The 3,092-nt window shown below is 73.7% G+C and carries 3 protein-coding genes; 2 read left to right on the top strand and 1 reads right to left on the bottom strand.

The window, feature by feature from the left end; translation table 11 throughout:
• Positions 1-138 precede the first annotated feature (138 nt).
• Complete coding sequence (locus WMI84_RS17825; RefSeq protein WP_347355115.1) at positions 139-1,713, bottom strand: ATP-binding protein; 1,575 nt, start codon at positions 1,711-1,713, stop codon at positions 139-141.
• 69 nt (positions 1,714-1,782) lie between these two features.
• Between WMI84_RS17825 and dcd the strand changes: the two genes are divergently transcribed.
• Together dcd and WMI84_RS17815 are read left to right on the top strand one after the other, a co-directional pair.
• Positions 1,783-2,361: a dCTP deaminase gene (gene dcd / locus WMI84_RS17820; RefSeq protein WP_347355114.1), complete on the top strand. Its 579-nt coding sequence runs from the start codon at positions 1,783-1,785 to the stop codon at positions 2,359-2,361.
• A gap of 9 nt (positions 2,362-2,370) precedes the next feature.
• Positions 2,371-3,078 carry an alpha/beta fold hydrolase gene (locus WMI84_RS17815; RefSeq protein ID WP_347355113.1) on the top strand — a complete coding sequence of 236 codons (708 nt, stop codon included), beginning with the start codon at positions 2,371-2,373 and terminating at the stop codon, positions 3,076-3,078.
• Positions 3,079-3,092: the final 14 nt, after the last annotated feature.

The raw sequence follows: 3,092 nt of genomic DNA, 5'->3' as shown, positions 1-3,092 counted from the left end.
CGAACCGCGCACAGCCTCGGCAGCCGACCCCCCCGGTCGGCCCGGTGTGCGCGGTTGTGGTCGTCATAGCCACCCGAACCACGCACAGGACCCCCACCCGGCCAGGTGTATGCCGCCCGCGCCGGCCCACCCGGGTGCTCAGCCTCGCGCTCGGGGCCCGTAGTCGAACCACCCGAAACCACGACCGCCCCGGTAGCCACCCGGCATCCGGCCGGGACGAGGCACCGGGACAGGACCGGGTGATGCCGACCCGCCCTCTGGCCAGGACCCGCCCTCGGTCCCCGGCCCACCCTCGGCCGGTCCGTCCGCGCCGCTACTCGCCACCCCGAGCAGGCTGCGGGTCAGCACCTCCGAGTCGGACAGCAGCTCGTCGAGCGCCGACGCCAGGTGCTCGTCGGCCGGGTCCCGGCCGGCCAGGGCCGCATGCAGCACGGCCCGGCGCACGAGCTCCTTGACGAACGAGGCCGTCGTCCCCTCGGACCGCGCCGCAGCGGCGGCGAGCGCCGCGTCGGAGAACAGCCGAGCGGCATACAGCTGCAGCAGCGCGAGCCGGCCGGCCTCGTCGGGCAGCGGGATCTCGACGGCCAGGTCGACGCGCCCCGGCCGCTGGGCCAGCGCGACCTCGAGGTCGGCGACCCGGTTGGTGGTCAGCAGGAAGGCGACGTCGGCGTCGGCGTCGAGGCCGTCCAGGGTGTCGAGCACCTCGAACAGCAGCGGCTGCGGGCCCATCGCGAACGACCGGTCCTCGGCGATCAGGTCGCAGTCCTCGAGGACCACGATCGCCGGCTGGTGGGCGCGGGCCACCCTGGCCGCCGCGTGGATGTGCCCGAGGGACCCGCCGCTCAGCAGCACAGCGGTGGTGCCCGGCGTCGAGCTGAGCAGGTGGCGCACCGTGTGCGTCTTGCCCGTGCCGGGCGCCCCGTAGAGCAGGATGCCGCGCTTGAGGTGCTGCCCGTGGGCGCGCAGGTGCTCGCGCTGCTCGCCGATCCCGACGACGTGGGCACGGATCCGCTCCAGCGCGCCGGCCGGCAGCACGACGTCCTCGGCCGGCAGGGCCGGCCGCTCGACGAACGTGATGCCGGCCATCCCGCGTCCGTAGGGATCGAACCCGAAGGTGATGATCTGCCCACGCAGCACGCTCCGCTCGTCCATGAGCGCGCGAACCCGGTCGATGAGTGCCTCGGCGACCGGCCGCTCGGCCGCGACGACCTCGACGAGCGCCTCCTCCCGGCCGTACTGCGACGCGACGCCCTGCACCCGCACGACGACCGGGGCGTCGTCGAAGCGGAACAGGTGCACCCCCGACGACACGACCTGGCGCCGGTCCTCCGGGCGCGGGCCGGTCGGCAGCTGCACGTAGTCGACCGGGCCGACGCGGACCCGGCCACCCCATGACCCACCTGCCTGGAGCAGGTCGGCCAGCGTCAGGTGGTGCCGGACGTCACCGGCGATCCCGATGAGCCGGGCCCCGGGGTCGGCCTCGGCCAGCGACGCCAGCGCGAGATCGGCGTCGACCACCCGATGGACCGGCACGCTCTCGGAGACGACCGGCAGCCGATGCGCGTCGGCGCCCACGTGCTCCGACAGCACCGCGCGCAGCCCCTCGCCCTCACCCTCGTCCTCACCGAACCGCTGCATCGTCACGTCGATGAACCCGCGGAACTGCCGCATGAAGCCGTGCAGCTCGTCATCCCTGACCACCTCGTCCGCCATGTCGTCACCGTAGGCGAGAACACCGACACGCGCCCGGATCACGACCCGGCGCTCCACTAGTCTCGGGCTGTGCTGCTCTCAGACCAGGACATCCGCGCGGAGGTCGACTCGGGACGGGTCGTGCTCGACCCCTGGGACCCGGCGATGGTCCAGCCCTCGAGCGTCGACGTGCGGCTGGACAAGTTCTTCCGGCTCTTCGACAACCACAAGTACCCGTATATCGACCCGGCCGCGGAGCAGCCCGACCTGACCCGTCTCGTCGAGGTGACCGGAGAGGACGACGCCTTCGTCCTGCACCCCCACGAGTTCGTCCTCGCCTCGTCCTTCGAGACGGTGACCCTGCCCGACGATCTCGCCGCCCGCGTGGAGGGCAAGAGCTCGCTCGGCCGGCTCGGGCTGCTCACCCACGCGACGGCCGGGTTCGTCGACCCCGGCTTCTCCGGTCACGTCACCCTCGAGCTGTCCAACGTCGCCACCCTGCCGATCAAGCTCTACCCGGGCATGAAGATCGGCCAGCTCTGCTTCTTCCGGCTCAGCTCCCCCGCCGAGCACCCCTACGGCTCGGGCGCGTCCGGCTCGCACTACCAGGGCCAGCGCGGGCCCACCGCGAGCCGCTCGTTCCAGAACTTCCACCGCACCCCCGTCTGACGACCCCGTATGCCGCTCACCTCCATCGCATGGGACACCGCTCCCGTCTCGGCGGGCGCCGTCGCGCTGGTCCTGCACGGCGGGTCCATCGAGGGACGCCAGGCCAACCGGCCCTGGTCGCACAACGTGGCACGGCTCTACCCGATCGCGCGGGCCGTCGCCGCGGCCGGGACCCCCGAGCCGCTCGCCGTGGCCCGGCTCCGGTTCCGGTGGCGGGGCTGGAACGGCGACGAGCAGTCTCCCGTCCTCGACGCGCGGTGGGCCCTGCGCCAGGTGCGAGCGCGCTACCCGGGTCGGCCGATCGCCCTGGTCGGCCACTCGATGGGGGGTCGGGCCGCGCTCTACGTCGCCGACGAGCCGGACGTCCGCCTGCTCGTGGGCATCTCCCCGTGGATCGAGGCCGGTGACCCACTGCCCACCAACCCGGACCTGACGACGGTGCTGATCCACGGCGACCGCGACACGATCTGTCCGCTCTGGGCCTCGCGCGAGACCGTGGAGCGGCTCGGGACACAGGGGCGGACCGCCGCGCTGGTGCGGGTCGCTCGCTCCGACCACGCCATGCTGGTGCGGGCGCCGCTGTGGTCCCGGCTGGTCACGGACGTGGTCGTGGCCGCCCTTGCGGACGAGCTCGGCGGGGCCATCCCGCCGTGGCCCGACCCCGCCCGCTCGGTGGCCGAGCACGCGGTCGCGCAGGGTGGCATCTACGACATCTGACGCGCCCACGTGCG

Origin of the sequence: Intrasporangium sp., from assembly GCF_039812505.1 — a bacterium.
Classification (GTDB): Bacteria; Actinomycetota; Actinomycetes; order Actinomycetales; family Dermatophilaceae; genus Intrasporangium_A.
This window is presented reverse-complemented; position numbering and strand designations above follow the sequence as displayed.

Excerpts from the sequence above, each read along its gene's own strand:
- WMI84_RS17815 (WP_347355113.1), top strand. The coding sequence starts at position 2,371 with ATGCCGCTCACCTCCATCGCATGGGACACCGCTCCCGTCTCGGCGGGC.
- WMI84_RS17825 (WP_347355115.1), bottom strand. The coding sequence starts at position 1,713 with ATGGCGGACGAGGTGGTCAGGGATGACGAGCTGCACGGCTTCATGCGG.